The sequence below is a fragment of the Stenotrophomonas nitritireducens genome, from assembly GCF_001700965.1.
Lineage (GTDB): Bacteria > Pseudomonadota > Gammaproteobacteria > Xanthomonadales > Xanthomonadaceae > Stenotrophomonas > Stenotrophomonas nitritireducens_A.
Map to the genome: position 1 here is coordinate 2,423,513 of NZ_CP016756.1, position 19,884 is coordinate 2,443,396.

The 19,884-nt window shown below is 64.7% G+C and carries 5 protein-coding genes; all 5 read left to right on the plus strand.

Annotation, left to right across the window (positions count from 1 at the left end):
• The first annotated feature begins 14 nt into the window (after window positions 1-14).
• Window positions 15-3,827, plus strand: coding sequence for a translocation/assembly module TamB domain-containing protein (locus BCV67_RS10215; RefSeq protein ID WP_062171937.1), 3,813 nt, complete (start codon window positions 15-17; stop codon window positions 3,825-3,827).
• 271 nt (window positions 3,828-4,098) lie between these two features.
• Window positions 4,099-6,246 (plus strand): S46 family peptidase, encoded by a 2,148-nt coding sequence (locus tag BCV67_RS10220; RefSeq protein WP_062170687.1) that lies wholly within the window; start codon window positions 4,099-4,101, stop codon window positions 6,244-6,246.
• A 146-nt stretch (window positions 6,247-6,392) separates the two neighbouring features.
• Complete coding sequence (locus BCV67_RS10225) at window positions 6,393-7,133, plus strand: winged helix-turn-helix domain-containing protein (RefSeq protein WP_062170685.1); 741 nt, start codon at window positions 6,393-6,395, stop codon at window positions 7,131-7,133.
• Between the two features lie 331 nt (window positions 7,134-7,464).
• Window positions 7,465-16,503 carry an SdrD B-like domain-containing protein gene (locus BCV67_RS10230; protein WP_156455901.1) on the plus strand — a complete coding sequence of 3,013 codons (9,039 nt, stop codon included), beginning with the start codon at window positions 7,465-7,467 and terminating at the stop codon, window positions 16,501-16,503.
• The gene (locus tag BCV67_RS20330) at window positions 16,500-19,880 is read left to right on the plus strand and encodes a hypothetical protein (RefSeq protein WP_062170682.1); all 3,381 of its coding nucleotides are present in this window, start codon (window positions 16,500-16,502) and stop codon (window positions 19,878-19,880) included. The genes BCV67_RS10230 and BCV67_RS20330 overlap by 4 nt, the downstream gene beginning before the upstream one ends.
• Window positions 19,881-19,884 lie beyond the last annotated feature (4 nt).

The window sequence follows — 19,884 nt, forward strand, 5'->3', positions numbered from 1 at the left end:
AACGCGAAGCACGCATCGCCGAGCTGCGGGCCAAGCGCAAGGCGCGCCTGCGCACGCTGGCGATCCGCAGCGGCATCACCATCACCGCGCTGGTGCTGCTGGGCCTGTTTGCCCTGTATTGGCTGTTGCAGACGGTGGCCGGGCGCGAGGTATTGCTGGCCCAGGTGGTAGCGCGGCTGCCGGCGGGTTCCTCGCTGACCTGGAGCAAGGCCGAAGGCCCGCTGGCCGGGCCGCTGATCCTGCACGACCTGGATTTCCGCTACAACGACCTGCATTTCACTGCCGCCCAGGCCTATCTGGATCCGGACATCCGCCCGCTGCTGGGCCGCAAGCTGCGCCTGGATGCACTGCGCATCAGCGACGCCACGCTGGAACTCGGCCCCTCCGAAGACAAGCCGTTCGAGCTGCCGCGCTGGCCCGACGTGCTGCCGGCCATCGAGCTGCCGCTGGCCCTGCAGGCCGACACCATCGTGATCGACGGCCTGCGCATCACCCAGCTGCAGCAACCCATCATCGACATCACCCGCGTGCGCGGTGGGCTGGAAGCGGCCAGTGGCGAGTTCACCGCCAGCCAGCTCAAGGTCAACAGCAACCTGGGTGATTTCCGCATCGACGGCCATTACCTGCCGCGCGAGGATTACGCCACCGACCTGACCGTGCGCGCGCTGATGCCGCCGCGTCCGGGCCAGCCTGCGGCACGCCTGGGCCTGGTCGCTCGCGGTGACCTGGCGCATATGGAAGTCGCCATTGCAGGTTATGCGCCCAAGCCGCTGCACATCAGCCTGGTCCTGGACGGCCGCACCGATCCGATATGGAACGTGGCCGCGCGCAGCGAGCAGCTGGACATCGGGCAAGTGGTACCGGCGCAGTTCCTGGCCGACGCCCCGGCACCGCTGGCGCTGGATTTCACAGCACGCGGGCGCGGTGGCCAGGCCAAGCTGCAGGGCCGCGTACGCCAGGGCGAGAACGAACTGGTGCTGGCGCCGTCCAACGTCGCCATCGAGAACCAGGTGCTGACGGTCGCACCGCTGGTTGCCGAAGCCTTCGGCGGCACCGTGCGGCTGCAGGGCACTGCGGATTTCAGTGATGCGCAGAATCCCGGCTTCCACTTCGCGGTGGTGGCCAACCAGCTCACCTATACGCCCGAGCCGGATCCTAGTTCGCCGGACAGCACGCCGGTGCCACTGCACCTGAAGGAAGCGCGGCTGGGCGTGGCCGGCAACCTCAAGAACTGGGCCGCGGTCGGCAAGGCCGATGTGTCGCGCGAAGCACAGGACGCCAACCTGGATTTCGATGTGCGTGGCAACGACCAGCAGGCACGCATCGAACGGCTCAAGGCGACCACCCCCGGTGGCGCGATGGAATTGAAGGGCTCGGCGGCGTGGGCGCCCGAGCTGGCCTGGGATGTGGAAGCGCGCCTTGCCAAGTTCGACCCGGGCTATTTCGCCCCGGGCTGGGAAGGCAACCTGTCCGGCACGCTGGCTTCCAAGGGCAAGCAGTTGCCGGCGGTGGCTGGCAGCACCCACATGAGTTTTGAAGCCACCCTGGACGTACCGCAGATCAACGGCATGCTGCGTGGCCGCCGGGTTGATGCACGCGCAAAATTGGCGCTGCAGGGCAACCAGGGCGAAGGCAATGTGCGGCTGGTGATGGGCGACAGCCAGATCGAGGCCAAGGGCAAGGTGGGTGACCGCCTGGACGTGGATGCGCGGCTGACGCCGCTGCATCTGTCCGATCTGCTGCCCGGTGGCACCGGCAGCCTGGCCGGCACCGTGCAGCTGCGCGGCACGCCCAGCCAGCCGGACATCAGCGCCGATCTGCGCGGCAACGGCCTGCAGTGGGACGACTGGAAGGCGCAGCAGATCAGCATCACCGGTCGCCTGCCCTGGCGCGGCGACAGCGGCGCATTGCAGGTCCACGGCAGCGCGGTGCAGGTGGGCATGCTGCTGGACCAGGTTAACATCAATGCGCGCGGCAGCGTGCAGAACCTGCAGCTCGATGCCGATACCCGCAACGAACTGGGCGCGGTGGCACTGAGCGGCAGCGTGCGGCAGCAGGGCCAGGCCTGGCGCGGCGAGCTGGCATCGCTGCGCATCGCGCCGGTCAAGGGTGCGCCCTGGCAGCTGCTGCAGCCGGCGGCGTTCAACGTGCAGGGCAACAACTTCAGCCTGTCCGAAGCCTGCCTGGGCGCGGACACCGGCGGTGCCCTGTGCGTCGCCGCCAACTGGCCGCGCGACGGCCTGCAGCTGCGCGGTGACGCGCTGCCGCTTGCGCTGGTGCAGCCCTGGTTGCCGCCCAACGAAGGCCGCCGCATGTACCTGCGCGGCGACCTCACCCTGGATGGCAACATCCGCCCGCGTGGCAATGCCTGGGAAGGCGCCTTCAAGGTGGCCTCGGCCGAAGGCGGCATCCGCCTGGGCGACAACGCGCGCGGCGAACTGGTGCGTTACGACAACTTCTCGTTGAACGTGGACATGCTGCCCAACAGCATCAAGGGCTACCTGGGTGTCGGTTTCAAGGGCGACGGCTTCATCGACGCCAAGGTGCAGACCGGTTGGGAGCCCAACGCGGCGCTCACCGGCGAGCTGTACATGAACATCGCGCGGCTGTACTGGCTGGAGCTGTTCTCGCCCGACCTGGTCCGGCCCCAGGGCTTGATCGAAGGCCACGTCAGCCTGCGCGGCACGCGCTCGCAGCCGACCTTGGGCGGCGAAGCCAAGCTCAGCGATTTCACCGGCGAACTTCCCGCGCTGGGCCTGACCCTGAGCGAGGGCAAGGGGACCTTCACCGCCCAGCCGGATGGTTCGGCGCGCATCAGCGCCTCGGCCAAGACCGGTGGCGAAGGGACATTGCAGGTGGACGGTGGCCTGTCCTGGTTTGGCGATGCGCAGCCGCTGCAACTGCATATCCATGGCGACAAGGTGCTGCTCGCCAATACCAGCGAACTGCGTGTGGTGGCCAATCCGGACCTGAACTTCACGCTGGCCGGTACCGCGATGGAACTGCGCGGCAGCGTGCACGTGCCCGAGGCGGACCTGGACCTGGAACGCTTGGATCGCGGCACTTCGTCGTCGGAAGACATCGTGGTGCTGGACCCGGTGGATCCGGAAGAAGGCCCGTCCTCGCCGCTGGACATGGACCTGACCGTCAGCCTTGGCGACAAGGTCAAGATGAGTGGCTTCGGCCTGAAGGGCGCGTTGACCGGGCGCATGCAGGTGCGCGCACGCCCGGGCCGCGAAATGACCGCCAACGGCGGCCTCGAAGTCAGCGGCCGCTACAAGGCTTACGGCCAGGACCTGACCATCACCGATGGCCAGCTGTTGTGGAACTACGGCGTGGTCTCCGACCCGCGCATCAACATCAAGGCCGAACGCGCGATTGGTGATGTCACCGCCGGCATCACCGTCACCGGCCGCGCGCAGCAGCCGAGGGTGGATGTGTGGTCCGATCCGGCGATGTCGCAATCCGAATCGCTGGCCTATCTGGTGCTGGGGCGCAGCCTGAGCATGGCCAGCAGCGACCAGGCACAGCAGGTCAACGCGGCCTCGGCGGCCTTGTCGGCGGGCAGCGGCCTGTTGGCCGCGCAGGTGGGCGCCAAGCTAGGCCTGGATGATGCAGGCGTCAGCCAGTCGCGCGCACTGGGCGGCTCGGTGATCGGCGTGGGCAAGTACATCACACCCAAGCTCTACATCGGCTACGGCGTCTCACTGGTCGGCAGCGGCTCGGTGCTGACCCTGAAGTACCTGCTGCGTCGCGGCTTCGATATCGAAGTGGAATCGTCCACGGTTGAAAACCGCGGCTCGGTGAACTGGCGCAAGGAGCGTTGAGGTCACGGAGTGTTGTAGGAGCGGCGTAAGCCGCGAAACCAGCACTCCCACCGCAGCCATTGGCGCATAGCGCTGACCGAAGATGCTTCGCCGCGAAGCCACACCTCAGTGGCTTCGCGGCTCACGCCGCTCCCACATGCCCCACTCTTCCGGCAGCCTCCTGACGTAGCCCATGCAGGCTCTGGTTGGCCTTGGTGTGACTGCTGGCGGTTGCCGCTCTTGGCCCGCGCCGCTACTGTCGGCGGCTGTTCTGTAATCCGCTGGAGTTCCGATGACGCGTAAACCGCTTACCGCCGCGCTGGCGCTGGGCATGAGCCTGGCCGCTGTTGCCGCCCACGCCAACGAAGGCATGTGGATGCCGACGCAGCTGCCGGAGCTGGCCAAAACGCTGAAGGAAGCCGGCTTCAAGGGTGATCCGACGCAGTTGGCCGATGTCACCGCGCCGCCGTTGAGTGCGGTGGTACGGGTGGGCGGCGGCACCGGCGCGTTTGTTTCCGACGACGGCCTGCTGCTGACCAATCACCATGTGGCTTATGGCGTTATCCAGTACAACGCCAGCAAAGAGCACAATTTCATTGATGACGGCTTCATCGCCCAAGGCCGCGACGATGAGCGCGCCGCCAATCCCGATTATCGGGTGCTGGTGACGGGGGGTTTCGACAAGGTCACCGATGAGGTGCTCAAAGACGCGCGTGGCAAGACCGGTCGCGGTTACTACGATGCGGTGGAGAGCGCACGCAAGCGCATCGTCGCCGACTGCGAGGCCGAGGGCGGTGTGCGCTGCTCGGTGGCCAATATGTACTACGGCAGCGATTTCTACCGCATCCGCCAGCTGGAGCTGACCGATATCCGCCTGGTCTATGCACCGCCGCGCGCGATCGGCAATTACGGCGACGAAGTCGACAATTTCATGTGGCCGCGCCACACCGGCGATTTCACCCTGCTGCGTGCCTATGTGGGCAAGGACGGCAAGCCTGCGCCGTACAGCAAGGACAACGTGCCTTACCACCCGCCGGCACATCTGAAGATGTCGCTGGATGGTCCCAAGGAAGGCGATTACGCGATGCTGGCCGGTTACCCGGGTACTACTTATCGGCTGCGCACCGCTGGCGAGTTCGCCAACCAGATCGATAGCGTGCTGCCGCGCCGCGTGGAGGTGTTCCAGCAGCTGATCGATGTGATCGAAGCGCAGGGCAAGACCAGTGCCGATGCACGCACCCGCTATGCCTCGCAGTTGCAGTCGCTGAAGAACAACCGCAAGCGTGCCGCCGGTGAACTCGAAGGCCTGCTGCGCAGCGATGCCAAGAGCCAGCGTGCGCAGGATGAGCAGGCGATGCTGGCCAGCGCCGATGGCAAGTACAAGGCGGATATCGACGCGCTGTTTGCCTCGTTGGCGGAGGAGCGCGCAGTTGGCAGCAGCGAATTCCTGGTCACCTTGATGTCCAGCCAGACCCAGCTGTTGCGCTCGGCGCTGCTGCTGGAGCGGCTGCGGGTGGAATCGCTCAAGCCCGACGCCGAGCGTGAGGCCGGTTACCAGCAGCGTGACCAGGCCTTGATTGAAGGCGTGCTCAAGCAGGTGCAGCGCCGCTACGACCCGACCGTCGAAAAAGCCCTGCTCACCGCATTGCTGACCCGCTACCAGCAGTTGCCGGATGCGCAGCGCGATGCGCATTACGACAACCTGTTCGGGCGCACCCCTGCCGAATTGGCCAAGCACTTGGACGAGCTGTACGCACAGACCAAGCTGGGCGACGAGGCGCAGCGCCTGTCGCGCTTCGAGGCCGCGCGCAAAGGCGGTTTCATCGAAGCCGACCCGCTGGTTTCGGTGGCCGCGGCGCTGGTGATGGCCCAGCTCAACGCCGAACGCGACAGCAAGGAGCGCGAAGGCGAACAACTGCGCCTGCGCCCGTCCTATATGCAGGCCTTGTTCGCCTGGCGCGCAAGCCAAGGCAGGGCGGTGTATCCGGATGCCAACAGCACCCTGCGCATCAGCTACGGCAAGGTCGAAGCGCTGCACCCGCGTGATGCGGTCAGCTATGCGCCGGTCACCACCGTGGCCGGCATCGTCGAGAAAAACACCAATACGGTGCCGTTCGACGCGCCCAAGCCGCTGCTGGCGGCCATTGCCAAGGGGGATTTCGGCAGTACCGCCGACCCGGCCCTGAAGACCCAGACGGTCAACTTCCTGACCAACCTGGACACCACTGGCGGCAACTCCGGTTCCCCGGTGCTCAATGCCAAGGGCGAGCTGATTGGCCTGAATTTCGACTCCAACTGGGAATCGGTCAGCGCCAGCTGGTGGTTCGACCCGCGCTACAAGCGCGCGGTGCACGTGGACATGCGTTACCTGCGCTGGCTGCTGGCCAAGGTCTACCCGGCGCCGGCGCTGCTGCAGGAAATGGGCGTGCCGGCGGAGTAAAATCGCAGGCGAGGGGCGGCGCGAAAGTGCCGCCCTTTTCGTTCATAAAACGCCGTGTACCCCCGTTTCAGCGGTAACTGACATTACGCTAAGCTAAAATCCTAGATATACGTGGGCTGTTTACTTGAGCCCGACAGGGAGAGTGTGTGGCATCGGATCTGAACTTTGCGCCTGTTGGCGCAGCCAATCCCATGGCCTTGGCGCCGTTGCGTATCTGGATTGTTGGGAACCTGGAACTGCTGCAGCCGTTGTTGCCCTACGGTGCCCAGATCCAGGCCCTGGACAGCGTCGAAGCGCTGTACCGCGAGTTGGTGATCATCCCCTGCGACATCGTCGTGATCGATACCACACGGGTCCGCACCGGCATGGTCGAGACCGTCGAGCACCTGCGCCGACGTGATGATCTGGGTGTGGTGCTGCTGGTGGACCCGCTTACCCCGCAGTTGATCGCCGATGGCCTGTGGGCTGGCGCCGATGCCTGCCTGCCGCACCGGCCAGACCCCGAGTTCCTGGCGGCCAAGCTGTACAGCCTGCGCCGGCGCCTGCCCGGTGAAGCCGCCCAACTGATGGAAAACGCAGGGCCCGGCGGCGACGCCGCCCCATGCTGGTCGCTGGAATCCGACGGCTGGGACCTGCGCGGGCCCAACGGGCAGGTGTTGGCGCTGACCGAGGCCGAGCGCGCATTTCTCAGTTTGCTGTTCTCCTCGCCGGCTGAAACCGTGGCCCGTGAACGCCTGATCGCCGCACTTACCGACCAGCCCTGGAGCTTCGACCCGCACCGGATCGAAGTGCTGGTGCACCGCCTGCGCAACCGCGTGCAGGCCGCTACCGGCTGTACCCTTCCGGTCCGCGCAGTTCGGGGTGCCGGTTACCGTTTGACGGCCTAGTTCACATTTTTAAATTCAGGGTTGATTCACTGATTTGAAGATGCGCCTGTTCACATTTGTGACAGTCGATATAAGTGAATCCCAAGTTAAATCAACGTGATAGCTGTGTGAGGCGCCATGCCTCAGGTCCGCTGCGCAAGCGAGTGAGAGTTTCCGTCATATAACGGAACTGAATAGGCCCCGGCACGCCGTAAGAATCGCCGCCACCACGAGCACCCCCACGGTGCCGCCTCGGTAGTTCGTTTTTGGGGCGAACTGCCTGACCACACGAATTTTCCCCGGGCTGCCATCTGGCGGCCCGTGCGCGCAGCGTTTGCACGAGGTTTGCACGGTGAACAAGCAATTCAAGCAGGACAGCGACGTCAGTCACTCTTTCGATGTGCCTACAGCGGGACGCCCGTCGCGGAGCTGGCTGCGGAAGGCGTGCCATGGTGGCCTGCGCGGGTTGGCGGCATTGGGATTGATGGCCGGTTTGATGGCAGCAGCACCTGCCGCGCTGGCCTACAACGTCGGCCTGTCCTCGTTCCAGGATTCGACCAGCCCCTGGCTGATGGCCAATGGCGACCCCTCCGGCACCAATGAGGGCAGCAACCTGACGCCGCTGGGCGGCATCGTCGTCTATGACGCGGTGATCGCCAACATCGAGGCCAGCCCTGTTTTGGGCATTGCGGCGGTCTTCGACATGGCGCCGGGCATGACGGTCTACGAAATCCCGTCCAACTGCACCAGCCAGACAGCAACCTCCGGCGCATTGCGCATTGTCTGCACGTTTACCTCCTTGCCTGCATTGGGCACCCAGGCATTCCAGCTGAAGATGGCCACCAGCGGCATGGCCAAGTCGGTCGTCGGCGTGCACGGCGCGGTGGGCCTGGCCAGCCAGGCGCCGACGCTCAATGAAAGTGTGCAGACGCTGGATCCGGCGACGCATGCGTTCTTCCAGGGCGACAGCAATATCAGCAACAACAAGCTGTCCGACAACACCACGTTGACCGATTCGGCCGATCTGGAACTGGTCAAGACCAGCAACCCGGCGGCGCCCGGCAGTGTCATTGGTGGCGGTGAAGTCACTTACACCTTGACCGTCACCAACAAGGGCCCCGGCCCGGCGAGCAATTTCAACGTCCGCGACAGTTTGCCGTCCGGCTTCACTGTGGTCGCCGGCAGTTTCCAGGGAGCGGGAGCAGGGTGGGCCTGGAATGCTGCCACCACCACCGCCACCCATGCCACTGGCTTGGCGGCAAATGCCTCCACCACCTTCAGCTTCAAGGCAAAGGCCGACATCTCGGCCGGTGATGTCACCAACCACGCGCTGGTCACCTCGGTCGGCACCATCGATACGCAGCCGAACAACAACCCGGCCCAGGCTGACACCCGCGTCAGGGCCGGTGCGGACCTGGGCGTGGATATTGCGTGGAGCAAGAGTCCGGCCACCACCGATCAGCCGCTGGATCTGAAGATCACCGTCACCAACAAGGGCCCGGAGACCGTCAACGATGCCGTCATCAAGGGCAGCCTGCCTGCAGGCATGCCGTGGAACGGTGTGGACGTCAGCCAGGCGCCAAGTTGGGCATGCGTCCCCGATGTGGCCGGTGCAGACCCGGTGCTCTTCACCTGTACGCGCCAGCCGGGCTTCAGCAAGTCCGCCAGCGGCGAAGTGATCACCATCAACAGCACGGCGCCGGCCACACCCGGCGATTACACCGCGTCGGCAACGGTGGATTCGGCCCTGCTTGAAGACCCGGTTACCACCAATGACAGCGACAGCGCCACCGTCTCGGTGCTGGCCGATGGTGCCGACCTGGAACTGGGCAAGAGCAAGGTCAACCTGCAATCGTTGACCGATCCCGAGCTGGCACCGAACAAGGTGCCTGCAGGCAATACCGTGGCCAGCGACATGCTGTCGACATTGACGCTGCGCAACAACGGACCGGCCGATGTCATCGGCAACGCCGAGATCCAGGAACTGCTCGCTGAAGGCGAAGAATTCAAGAGTGTCCGCAACGGCAGCTTCGACTGTACCGCCGTACCTGCGGCGTGGAGTAGCGGCGTCCGCCAGTTGGTGACCTGTCGGCTGAAGGCTGCGGCCTATCCTTTCACGCTCGGGCAGACGCAGTCCCTGGAACTGATCACCCGTGCGCGGGAGCTGCCGACAGGCGGCGCCGGCGCTCTGCTGGTCAACAATGCCTGCACCGGAGGCACCATGCCGAACGGCTATGTTGGTTCGGCGATTGCCAATGAACCGACTACCAGCACGGGCGTGAACGCTGACAAGGTCACCGCCAACGACTGCGCCAGTGGTAATGGCGTGGCAGTCACCCAGGGCATCGCCAACCTGAAGGTGAGCAAGGAAACCCGCGCTCCGACCGCCGGCGACCGCGTGCTGAAGGTTACCGACACCGAGATGAGCTACATCATCACGGTCACCAACACCGGCGATGCCACCGCCGGCGTGGTGGTGAACGACAAGATCCCGGGCTGGTCAAACTTCACCAAGGCGTCGGTGACCAACACCGCCGGTTGGGCCTGCACGGCCGCGGAAACCGTCATCTGCCGTTCCAACGCGACGATGATGGCAAGTGGTGCCGTCAACACGATCACCATCAAGCTGACCCATACCGACGACGTTTCACCGGGCTTCCTTGTCGACAGCGTCGGCAAGACTGCCGCGTGCCCGAACGTGCCGCCGGCTGCGACGAACCAACCGCACTTCCATTGCAATACGGTGGGTGTCGGCATCGACGGTACCCAGCCCAACTCCTTGGGCGAAGGTGACTGGACGGACAATTACGCCAGCGACTGGGTCAGTGCCGAGCGCTACGCGAACATGCAGACGCAGAGCAAAACCATCACCACCGGTCGTGATGACGGCCAGGCCGGCGTCAACTCGGTCTACCGCGTCGAATACAGGAATGACGGTCCCTCGGCAGTGCCGGGCGTGGTCATGCGTGACACCTTCCAGCTGCTCGCGGGCGACGCAGGCTTTGTGCTGATCGATGCGAAAACGGCCGGCAATGTGAGCTGCGCTGTTGTCAGCAAGGATGCTGGCATCGTCGAAACCCAGGGGCAGGGCGGCATGTCCTACTCCAACAGCAACGCCGCACTGGAGCAGACCTTGACGGTCGCTTGCCCGGCGACAAACTTCGCCGCAGGCAGCGCGCAGACTCTCAACATCACCATTCGCCCCAACGTCAATACCGGCAACACCGGCCGTCATTTCGACAATACAGGCAATTTCACCATCGCTACCGGTACCGGTGCCGATTACCACGGCAGCGATGCCAATGGTGATTTCATCTACAACAGCAACACCGATGTCCGTGATGACACCAAGGATGCCCAGCTCACTTTCAAGCAGGGCGAGGCTGACCTCGCCGTGCAGAAGAAGGACGTGTTCGACACGTTCAAGGACCCGATCGGCTACGACGGCACCCAACCGGCGAAGAACGTACTGACCTATATGCTGGAGGTCACCAATGGTGGCCCGTCCATCGCTACCAACGTGATTGCCAACGACTGGCTGACCCCGCCGGAAGGCAAGACCGTCAGCTTCGTCGGGGCCTCGGCCACCTCATCGACCAGCGATGCCGCCTACGGCTCGACGCTCTGTGCGGTACAGGGCCCGGCAACCGTGACCGGCAATGCGGCGAAGACCGCCAAGCTGCACGTGATCTGCACCCTGCCTGGCGCGGGATACGGCGGAAACAACGCGTCCGGCGTGATCTCCTCGACCACCGGCCAGAACAAGTCGTACGTCTACCTGCGCTACCGCTATGAAACCGAACCGGGTGCCAGCGGCGACACGGTGAACAACCAGGTCGTGGTCAGTTCTTCGGAGCGCGATCCCCAGGCGGGCAACAACGACGTCACCGAAACCACCACGCTGTACATGACCGCGGACATGGGCGTGGTCAAGACTATGGTCGCCACCGCGCCCAGCCTTGATCCGAGCGTGGCATTGCCCCCCAGCGTTGACGTGGTCAGCATCAAGCAGGATTTCTGGTACGTGCTGACTGCCACCAACCATGGCTCGGGACAGAGCCTTGCCCGCGATCGTGCGAAGGCGAACGGCGGCGGCGGTACCGTCATTGTCGACACCTTGCCTGCGGGTGTGGTGGTCACCGATCCAGCGCAGATCCGTTGGCAGAAGACCGGCCCGGCGTTCACCGGTGCCTCGCAGAACGGCACCGGCCTCTGCACGCTGGCGTCGCGCACCATCACCTGTGAAGTCGGCGATGTGACCTTTGCCAGCGGCAACCTGGGCACCGTGCGCATCATCGTGCCGTCCCGCTGGGACGCGTTGCCGCCAGGCAGCACCGCGCCGCTGGGCACCTCGAACAACACCGCCAAGGTCACCACCGAGCAGATCGATCCGAACCCGGTCAACGACACCACCACCGTTCCGTTGAACGTGGTCAACCTGTCGATTGCCGGCGTCGTGTTCGTGGACAGCAATGGCGGCACCAGCGATGGCATCAAACAGGGCGCCGAAACGGGCATCAACGGCGTCACCATTACCCTGAGCGGCAAGGATTTCAACGGCACGGCGGTGAGCCGCACGCTGACCACCGCGGGCGGTGGCGCATACCGTTTCGACAACCTGCCGCCGTCCGATGCCGCTGGCTACACCGTCACCCAGAGTCACGTGGCCGGTTACAGCAATGGCCTGGTGGCGCCGCCGACCACCGGCAACGATTCGGCAACCTTCAATCCCGGCTCGTACCTGGCTGCGGTGGATTCCACGTATGTAGCCGTGGTTACTCCGGGCGTGGTGGCAAACCTTGGCACCATCGGTACCAAGGGTGCTACGGCAATCAACTACAACTTCCCGAAAGTGCAGGCAGTCACGCTGTCCGGCTATGTCTATGCGGATATCGGCCTGAACAATGTGCGTGATGCGGGCACCGACCCGGCCATCAGCCCGGCCACCGTCGAGCTGCTGGACGCGAGCGGCAACCAGATCGCTTCGAAGACAACCGATGCAAATGGTTACTACGAATTCACCGAACTGCACCCAGGCCTGACCTACAGCCTGCGTGAGCCGTTGCCGGCCGGTTACCAGGATCTGCCCACCGCGATCAATCCGGGCAGGATTGGCGGCGTGCCGTGCACGATCTGCACTACCCAGACCGTTGCGACCAATACCTCGCGCATCGACAACATCAAGTTGGTGGCCGGTAGCGGCACCGAGTTCAACTTCGGCGAGGCGCAGGTGGCATCGGTAGCCGGTGTTGTCTATGTGGACCGCGAAGATCCCACCGGCACTGGTCTGTATGACGGCAACGGCACTTACAACAGTGGCGTGGATCGCGGGCTGGGTGGTGTCCAGATCGACTTGTATGACGCTACCGGTACCACCTTGCTGTCCACGACAACGACCGATGCAACCAGCGGAGCTTATGGCTTCGTCGACTTCAACGTGGCCTCTGGCAAAGTGGTTGCCGGTGCCATGTATCAGATCAGCCAGACCCAGCCGATCGCTCTGCGCAGTGGCAAGGAAGCCACCAGCAATGTGATCAATACCATTCCAGTGCCTGTACTGGGTCTGCGGGCGCAGAACTTCGGTGAGATCGCGGGCAACATCAGCGGCCGGATCTATCTGGATGCCACCAATAATGGCGTCTACAACCCGACCGACGCGGACCTGGACGGCGTAAGCGTCAGCCTGGGCGCCAACACCTTGAACGTGTTTGGCGAAGTAGTAGCTGCGCAGCAGACCGTTGCCGGCAAGTACGTGTTCCGCGACCTGCCCAGTGGCACCTACGCGGTTACCGAGCAGACCCAGCCGCTGTACAACACCGCACCCACCTTGAACGGTGCAACCAACGCCGGCTCCGTCAGTGCCGGTGGTACCGCAGGTCTTGCAACCAGCAAAAGCGTGGTGCCGTCGGCTATCACCGGCATTGCCATCGCTGCCGGTGGTTCCTCGCCGGACAACAACTTCGGCGAGATCCTGCCGGTTTCCGTGGCCGGTACGGTTTTCATGGACGTCAACAACGACGGCGTCATGAGCGGTGCTGCCGAAGTCGGGCTGGACGGTGTACTGATCCAGCTGACGGGTGTGGACGATCTGGGCCCGGTCTCCACCACGATGGTGGTGCCGGTGAATACCGCCAATGGCGGCACCTTCCTGTTTGAAGGCCTGCGTCCGGGCACCTATGTGCTGACCGAGCCGAATCAGCCGACCGGCACCGCCAACGGCATCACTACGGCCGGCACGGTATCGAACATCGCATCCGGCACCGCGACCCCGGTGACCACGCTGCCCAGCGCCATTTCGGCCATCAACCTGACCGAGCCTGGCAGCGCGTCCATCGATAACCTGTTCGGTGAAACGCCGCGCGACAGCAGCATCAGCGGCAAGGTGTGGCTGGATACGAACGATGACGGCATCGTTGGCTCAAGTGAAAACGGCCTGGGCGGGGTGACGGTGACGCTGGAAGGCACCGCTACCGATGGCACCAAGATCAGCGAAACAATTACCACCAATCCAGACGGCAGCTATGCCTTTACCGGCCTGCCGCCGGGCCAGTACACCATCACCGAGCCAACCCAGCCGGCCAATACCGTGGACGGCAAGACCGTGCCCGGCAGCACCGGCGGTACCGCTGGCAAGCAGGGTGATCCGGCGTCGGTGATCAGCACAATCACGCTCGGTGTGACCACCCACTCGGTGGACAACAACTTTGCCGAGCTGCCGTCCGGCAGCATCAGCGGCCGCGTCTTCAACGACAGCAACGACAACGGCGTCATCGAGCCTGATGAAGTGGGTTACGCCAATGTCGATGTGGTGCTGACCGGCACTGACGACATGGGCGTGGCGGTCAACATGACGCTGAAGACCGACAAGAACGGTGCCTACAGCTTCGAAGGCCTGCGTCCGGGCACCTATGCGGTGACCGAACCGACCCAGCCGCCGGCAACGCTCAATGGCTTCACCACGGCAGGCTCCATCGGCGGGCAGCGCGTAGGCATGGCCACCGACAAGGCGACCGTGCCGTCGAAGATCAGCGCGATCACGCTGGCCATCGGCGCGAAGTCGATCGACAACAACTTCGGCGAGATCGGCGATTCGCCGGACATGCTGGTCAGCAAGTCGTCCACCACGGTCAAGTTCACCGTCAACAACGTGGCCACGTACACCATCCGCGTGCGCAACGGCGGGCAGAAGCCGTCCTTCGGCGAGTACATCATCAAGGACCGCCTGCCGGTGGGCCTGAGCTTGGCCGAGATTCCGGCCGGCAATGGCTGGACCTGCAGCGGCGCGGTGGGCGATGCCCGCTTTGAATGCCGCAGCTCGGAAGTGGTCAACGCCGGTGCGACCTCGTTGTCGGACATCACCGTCAAGGCCAATGTCGCGGCGGAAGCGGCCCAGGCCGGCACCGTCAACAATGCGGTATTGATCGAGGGCGGCGGCGAGAACGAGTTCCGCACCCCGACCACCACCGAGCGCAACACCTTTGAAGGGGATGTCAGCACGCTGCCGGTATGCGATACCGCCATCACCCAGAACGTCTGCCGCGTGCCCAACCAGGTACAGCTGTCGGCGTCGGTTGGCGGCACCGTGTGGTTCGACATCGGCAGCGAGGACACCTTGCTCGACGGCGGTGACGAGCGCCTGCATTCGTGGATCGTGGAGCTGGTCGACGCGGCCAGCGGCGTGGTGAGCAAGAACACCACCACCGCCGCCGACGGCAGCTATCGCTTTGGCGACGTGGTGCCGGGGCAGAAGTGGAACATCCAGTTCCGCGATCCGGTCTCCGGTGTGTTGTGGGCATGGCCGGTCAACAAGGAAACCGCCGGTGGCATGGGCGTGGCCTGTGATGCCGACAAGGCCATCAGCGGCAGCAGTGCCTCGGCCTGCCGCATCAGCGAGAACGGCTCCAGCCAGCTGCAGGTCGTGCTGGAAGCCGGTGTGCACATGCCACAGCAGAGCCTGCCGGTGGATCCGTCGGGCGTGGTCTATGACGCCACCACGCGTGATCCGGTGCCGGGCTCGATCGTGACCTTGTCGCCGGTTGGCGTGTGCAATGGCTACGACCCGAAAACCGCAGTGCTCAATGCCATGGCCGGTGGCTACCGCATTGAGGGCAATGCGATCTCGATGACGGTGGGCAGCAGCGGCTACTACCAGTTCATGTTCGGCCCGGCCGCGCCGGCACGCTGTGAGTTCCGCCTGACGGTAACGCCGCCGGGTGGCTACCAGTTCGTGTCGTCGATGATCCCGCCGCAGGACGGTTCACTGTCCCCGGCCGGTGCCGCTGGCAGCAGCCATCTGGTGCAGCCGCAGGCCAATGCGCCGACCGGCGCGGTGGGCACGCCTACCCAGTACTGGCTGAGCCTGTTCTCCGGTTCGGCAACGGCCGGCATCGTGCACAACCACATCCCGCTGGATACCGCCGAAGCCACCGGCCTGGTCATCACCAAGACCGGTGACCGCCAGACCGCTGAAATCGGTGACACCGTGCAGTACACCATCACCGTGCGGCAGACCGCCGGCAGTGCGCTGGCCACGGTCAACATCGTCGACACGCTGCCGCGTGGCTTCACCTATATCGACGGCACTGGCCGCGTGGGTGGGCGTGCGGTGGACAACCCGCTGGGCAAGCCGGGCCCGCGCTTGGGCTTCAACCTGGGACCGATCGATGTGGGTGGACAGCTGGTGCTGACCTACCGCGTGCGCGTCGGTGTCGGTGCGCAGCAGGGTGATGGCATCAACCGTGCGCAGGCACATGGCTGCTCGATCACCGGTGGCTGCATTGATCCGGTCGGCATGACGCCGGTACCGGGCTCGATTCCGTCCAACCGCGCCGAGTACCGCGTGCGAGTGACCGGTGGCGTGTTCACCGAGGAAGCCTGTGTGCTGGGCAAGATCTTCGTGGACTGCAACAACAACCACGTGCAGGACCGCGAAGAGCTGGGCATTCCGGGCGTGCGCATGTACTTCTCCAACGGCACCTGGATGATTTCCGATTCCGAAGGCAAGTACAGCTATTGCGGCCTGACCCCGCAGAGCCACACCTTGAAGGTGGACCCGTCCACCTTGCCGGTGGGCGCCCGCCTGACCACCAGCAGCAACCGCAACCTGGGTGATGCCGACAGCCTGTTCCTCGACCTGAAGAACGGTGAGCTGCACCGCGCCGACTTCGTCGAGGGCAGCTGCTCCAACCCGCTCTTGGAGCAGGTGAAGGCGCGTCGTACCCAGGGTGAGGTGCGCGCACCGGAAACCGAAACCGGGCAGTCGCAGCTGCGTTTTGACAGCAAGCCGGTCCGTGCGCCGCAGCAGGCCACGGACTCGTCCAAACAGGGACCGATCGTGCAACCCCGACCCAACCCGCCGTCCGCGGCGGCTCAGCAGGAGGTGCAGCCATGAGCCGCACCGCCCTGCGCAAGATGCCGCGCGTAAGCCTGCTGGCCTGCGCGCTGGCCACCGCCTCGCTGCCGGTACTGGCCCAGAACGTGGGTAGCAGCAGCCGATTCACGCCGGTCAACGGCGACAGCACCACGCTGTATCCGCGTTCGCTGACCACCCTTGATGCGCCGCCGGAAGTGGTGGCAGCGCGCTCGGGTGAGGTGGATTACAGCCGCAATGCCGGTGTCGACCGTGTCTCGGTGGAAGTGGACCGCGATGGCGTGCCGGCCGATGGCCAGACCCCGGTGCACATCACCGTGCATCTGCTCGGCGCCGACGACAAGCCGCTGGCCGGCAAGTCCTTCGTCACCATCGAGAACAGCGGTGGTCGCATCCGTCTGCCGGGTTCGCGTACCGATGAGTTCGGCCCGGGTGCCAGCGACGCCGACAAGGTGATGCCGGGCGTGCAGCTTGAAGTCGAGAACGGCGTTGCCGAGTTCGACCTGATCGCCCCGCATGATCCGCAGGATGTGTTGCTGCGGATCACTGCCGGTGGCGAAACCGCGCAGGGAACCATTGGCTTCCTGCCGGAAATGCGCGACATGCTCGCCACCGGTCTGATCGAAGGCGTGCTGAACTTCCGCAACAAGTCCAACGCCAGCCTGATCTCGCCGGTGCAGCACAACGATGCGTTCGACCGCGACATCCGTCGCTGGGAGAAGCAGTTCAACAACGGCAAGGCCAGCGCCTCGGCGCGCACCGCGTTCTTCGTCAAGGGGCAGATCAAGGGTGAGTATCTGCTCACCGCCGCCTATGACTCGGACAAGGATGTGCGCGGCCGCCTGCTGCGCGACATCCAGCCGGAAGAGTTCTATCCGGTCTACGGCGACTCCTCTTTGCGTGGCTTCGATGCGCGCTCGGCCGAGCGCCTGTATGTGCGTGTGGACAACAAGCGCAGCTACCTGCTGTACGGCGACTTCCAGACCGGCGATACCCTGGCGACCACCAGCGGCGTTGGCGGCAGTGGCCCGATCCCGCAGCGCAGCCTGAGTACCTACAACCGCACCGCCACCGGCCTGGGCTGGCACTTTGAAAGTGAGCGCGTGCGTACCAATGTGTTCGCCATCGAGGATTCGCTGCGGCAGATCATCGAGGAGTTCCGCAGCCAGGGCAGCGGCCCGTATGCGCTGCGCAACAACGCGGTGCTGGAAGGCAGCGAGCGCGTCGAAATGATCGTGCGTGACCGCAACCAGCCCTCGCGCATTGTTTCGGTCAAGTCGCTGGCACGGTTGGTGGATTACAGCTTCGAGCCGTTCTCCGGGCGCATCCTGCTCAACCAGTTCCTGCCCTCGTTCGACAGCGATCTGAATCCGGTCTCGCTGCGCATCACCTATGAACTCGATCAGCAGACCGAGAAATTCTGGGTGGTCGGCGCCGATGGCCAGTACAAGCTGACCGACAAGCTCGAAGTCGGCGCATCGGCGGTCGAAGACCAGAACCCGTATGCCGAGTTCAAGATGGGCAGCGTCAACGCCGGTTATCGCTTCGGCCAGAACACCATGCTGGTGGCCGAGTTCGCGCGTACCCAGAGCGAGGTCAACACCAACTCGCTCAACCAGGTGACGTCGCAGGGTTTGAAAGATGTCACTGGCCAGGTTGAAGGCGACGCATGGCGCGTCGAGTTCGCCCATGATGGCGACAAGTTCGACGCACGCCTGTTCGGTGCGCGTACCGATCCGGAGTTCAACAACCAGGCCTCGCCGCTGTACGGCGGCCGTGGCGAATACAGCGGCCGCATGTCCTACGCCGTTGGCCCGCGCCTGGAGCTGTACGTTGAAGCCCTGCGCAGTGAAGACCGCAACCCGGATGGCGGCAAGCGTGATGCCGGCGGCGCCGGTGTGCGCATCGGCGCCACCGAGCGCCTGACCCTGGACTTCGGCCTGCGCAGCATCCGCGAAACCATCGGCATCACCTCGCCGTGGTCGAACACCGGTTATGGCCAGCTTTCGGGCCTGACCGGCGGTTTCGCCACCGGTTCGGGCGGCGGCGCGTTGGGCTATGGACAGCAGGCGCTGGACCCGGCCACTGGCTTGATGGTGATCAACAGCGGCAGCAACGGCGACACCATGACCAGTGACCTGCCGGTAGGCACCAAGCTGGAATCGGACAGCGCCCGCGTTGGTATTGGCTACCGCTTCAACGACAAGTTCAGCGGCGGCGCCGAGTACGAACAGAGCGTGAGTGGTGAAGACCGCAACCGCGTTGCCGCCGGCATGGACTACCAGGTGTTCGAGCGCAGCCGCATCTACGGCCGCTATGAAAAGCAGACCGGCCTGACCAGCGCCTACGGCATCACCACCACCGACCGCGAGGCCGATGCGCTGGTGTTCGGTATCGACAGCAGCTACATCCGCGACACCCAGGCATTCTCCGAATACCGCCTGCGTGATGCGGTCAGTGGCCGCGATGTGCAGGCGGCCTCGGGTATCCGCAACAACTGGGATATCGCCAAGGGCCTGCGTCTGAGCAGCTCGATCGAACGCGTCAATGTGGTGGCGGGCGATACCGGCGACAGCACCGGCCTGGCGCTGGCCCTGGATTACAGCGCCAATCCCTTGTGGCGTGGCGCGATCCGTGCCGAGCACCGCATCTCCGAGGACGTGCCGGGCACCACCGATGCCAATGAGGCCTTCAAGACCTCGTTGCTGCAGTTCATGGTTGCCCGCAAGCTGAGCCGCGATTGGACGTTGTTGGGCCGCAATTACCTGCTGGCCACCAACTACGAAGAACGCGGTGACGTGCTGCAGGACCGCTTCCAGCTCGGCCTGGCCTACCGCGACACCGACCGCAACCGGGTCAATGCTTTGATGCGTTACGAGTACAAGCTCGAGCGCGACGAAAGCGGCCTGACCCTGCTCAACGGCAACGTCGTGGATGGCACCAGCCAGGATGTACGCACGCGTGCGCACATCGTCTCCACCCACGCCGACTGGCATCCGTCGCGGCCGTGGTGGCTGACCGGCCGCATTGCCGGCAAGTGGCAGCGCGACCAGTTCGCCTATGGCGACGGCAGCCGCGTCAACAGCAGCTTCAACGCAGTGCTGGTCTCTGGTCGTGTCGTGTACGACATCACCGAGAACTGGGATATCGGCGTGCTCGGTTCCACCTTCCGTGGCCAGTACGGCGCCAACCAGTTCGCCTACGGCATGGAAGTGGGCCGCCTGCTGCGGCAAAACCTGTGGCTGTCGGCCGGTTACAACTGGACCGGTTTTGAAGGCGACAGCGATCTCAATGGCTACGAGTACACGCAGCAGGGCGTCTTCCTGCGCCTGCGCTTCAAGTTCGACGAAGACCTATTCCGCCGGGACCCGGTCCGCTACCGCGACCCGGCCCGCTGAGGAC